1 protein-coding gene is annotated in these 261 nt (G+C 66.3%); it reads right to left on the reverse strand.

Annotated features, from left to right (window positions below):
- The coding region (locus tag R0J88_RS21105; RefSeq protein WP_410901042.1) for a D-alanyl-D-alanine carboxypeptidase family protein at positions 1-261 on the reverse strand (261 nt) is incomplete at both ends.

The following is a 261-nucleotide window of genomic DNA, read 5'->3' on the forward strand; positions in this document are numbered from 1 at the left end:
CGATCGCCGCGTCATTGCCGGACTGGATCATCAGGCCGCGCAGCAACTGGTCCACGGACACCTTGGAGCCCGGCTCCAGGAACATCTTGGAACTGCCGGGCGGCACTTTCCAGGCGCGCGTCGAGATGGTCACCTTCTGGTCCGGCGACAGCTCCTTGTTGTGGATAGCGCCGAACACCACGTACGCCGTCATGATCTTGGTGAGCGAGGCCGGCTCGATCCGGGCGGTGGCCGCGTGCGACGCGATCACCTGGCCGCTGG

It is taken from the genome of Pseudoalteromonas sp. SIMBA_162 (assembly GCF_046535955.1).
GTDB lineage: Bacteria > Pseudomonadota > Gammaproteobacteria > Enterobacterales > Alteromonadaceae > Pseudoalteromonas > Pseudoalteromonas marina.